The 2,215-nt window shown below is 45.7% G+C and carries 2 protein-coding genes; both read left to right on the top strand.

Annotation, left to right across the window (positions count from 1 at the left end):
• A partial coding sequence (locus JGK16_RS32555; RefSeq protein ID WP_363319772.1) for a hypothetical protein occupies positions 1-280 on the top strand: 280 nt, incomplete at its 5' end.
• Positions 281-554: 274 nt separating this feature from the next.
• Positions 555-2,147, top strand: a complete 1,593-nt coding sequence (locus tag JGK16_RS32550; protein ID WP_293194013.1) for a reverse transcriptase domain-containing protein — start codon at positions 555-557, stop codon at positions 2,145-2,147.
• Positions 2,148-2,215: the final 68 nt, after the last annotated feature.

Raw genomic sequence — 2,215 nt, 5'->3', positions numbered from 1 at the left:
AGTGCGACTCGTTGATTGGCAAATCACGGTAAACAGTCCGTACATAGCTAATCCAACTCTAACCAACAACGGAAAAGAGTTGAACTCTCGGAGATATACAGGTGAAAACCCTGTCCATCAGACTCGATGTGAACCCTTATCTGCCCACGATGACCCGACTCGGTTTCGGGAGGTCGAAGCTGGGAACAGGACGCAATCAGACAACCGTTGCGGATTGACACTGGCGTTAATAGGAAGTCCTCACGGTGAAACCGAGCCTAGAAAAGCAACCTATGGGTAAGCAGGGCGCAACTTTGAAAAGCCTGACTTGATTGGAGATATTCCCACCGCATCTTTAGATAATAGCGGTAAGAGTCCAGGGAATCCAATGGTTGAATTGGCTACACCTAACGGGACATAACAATCTCTCTGAGGGAACGAAGAAAAACGGATGGAAGGTCTAGGGGTGGTCGAACCCCGATGTAGGCTCTTCCGAGCAGCGGAACTCCTTCAATTCGGGTAGGATGCAGCGTAATTGCTGCAAGGTGTTCAGAAAATACAAATTGGAGCAGAGTATGGTTAGGCAGGATAGAAATATCACTGAATCATGGATAAATCTAAAGTGGAAGCAATTCCGTCAAGGTTTATTCCGCCTGCAAAAGCGCGTATTCAAAGCGGTTCAAGTTGGAGACAGGCGGAAAGCGCGGTCTTTACAGAAACTTATTCTGAAATCTCGTGCAGCTAGATTATTGGCTATTCGTCAAGTAACGCAGCTAAACAATGGTAAAAAGACGGCGGGTATTGATGGCAAAAAATCCCTCTCATTCGAGGAACGATTTGCACTTGAGTCAGTCCTCAAGACCAATTACAACAATTGGCATCACAGCAAGCTTCGGGAAATTCCAATTCCTAAAAAGGATGGGACAACCCGAATATTGAAAATACCTACCATAGCAGATAGAGCTTGGCAGTGCCTAGCAAAATATGCCTTAGAACCAGCCCATGAAGCCACTTTCCACGCTAGGAGCTACGGGTTTAGAACTGGACGTTCGGCACATGATGCTCATAAGTACATCTTCGACAACCTTAACTCCCATGCCAAAGGAATAGAAAAGCGAGTTATAGAACTCGATATCGAAAAATGCTTCGACCGGATTAACCACTCAACAATAATGGATGAACTCATCGCCCCCAAAGGGTTAAAGCTCGGTATCTTCCGATGCCTGAAAGCAGGAGTGAACCCAGAATTCCCCAAACAGGGTACACCACAAGGGGGAGTAGTTAGCCCACTCTTAGCTAATATCGCGCTCAACGGGATAGAAAGTATTCACAGATACAAAGCCAATGGGCGAACCAACGAACCATCAATCCGCTATGCGGACGACATGGTAATAATACTCCGCCCCGAAGATAACGCGACAGAAATACTTGAAAAAATTAGCCGATTTTTAGCAGAGCGAGGAATGAAGGTAAGCGAAAAAAAGACCAAGATAACCGCCACGACAGATGGCTTTGATTTCCTAGGCTGGAACATTAGGGTTCAGAATAACGGCAAGTTTAAATGCACTCCATCAGTGGGTAATTTTAAAGCTTTCCGTGAGAAAGTAAAAGGCATTGTCAATAACTCGAATTATGGCGCTAAGGTCAAGGCTGAAAAATTAGCTCCCTTAGTTAGAGGCTGGAGGAATTACCATCGTTTTTGCAAGATGGACGGGTCAAGGTTTTCCCTGTTCCATATCGAAACAAGAGCATATAAGGTATTCAACAAGGAATCCAAACAAAACCGCTACTCTAGCAAGAAATTACTAGATAAAGCGTTCCCATCGGTACCTTCCTCCGAAAATAAGCACATCAAAGTCAAGGGTGAGAAATCCCCTTACGATGGCGACTTCACCTACTGGAGTAAGCGTAACAGCAAGCTCTATGACGGGGAAACCTCTAAAGCTCTTACAAGGCAAAACCATAAATGTGCATCCTGTGGGCTGAATTTCACAAGTGAGGAGCGGATAAACCTGCACCATATCGACGGAAATCATGCCAATCGGAAAAAAGCGAATCTTGAAGCAATTCACGAGAGTTGCCATGATTATCTACACATGAGCAAAGGCGTAAGCCAAGAACATCGGGAGCCGGATGCGGTGAAGCGCGACGTGCAAAGTCGCATTTGATGAGTAGAGAGCCGTCTCTCTCTGAGGTACTTCTCCTCAGTCCTCGTGTAAAAGACTCAATCCGAGTC

Origin of the sequence: Microcoleus sp. PH2017_09_SFU_O_A, assembly GCF_020738625.1 — a bacterium.
GTDB lineage: Bacteria > Cyanobacteriota > Cyanobacteriia > Cyanobacteriales > Microcoleaceae > Microcoleus.
The sequence above is the reverse complement of the archived record's forward strand: the minus strand, read 5'-3'. Positions and strand labels throughout refer to the sequence as shown.

What these genes read in the sequence shown, in the direction of transcription:
- JGK16_RS32550 (WP_293194013.1), top strand. Translation starts at nt 555, where the DNA reads ATGGTTAGGCAGGATAGAAATATCACTGAATCATGGATAAATCTAAAG.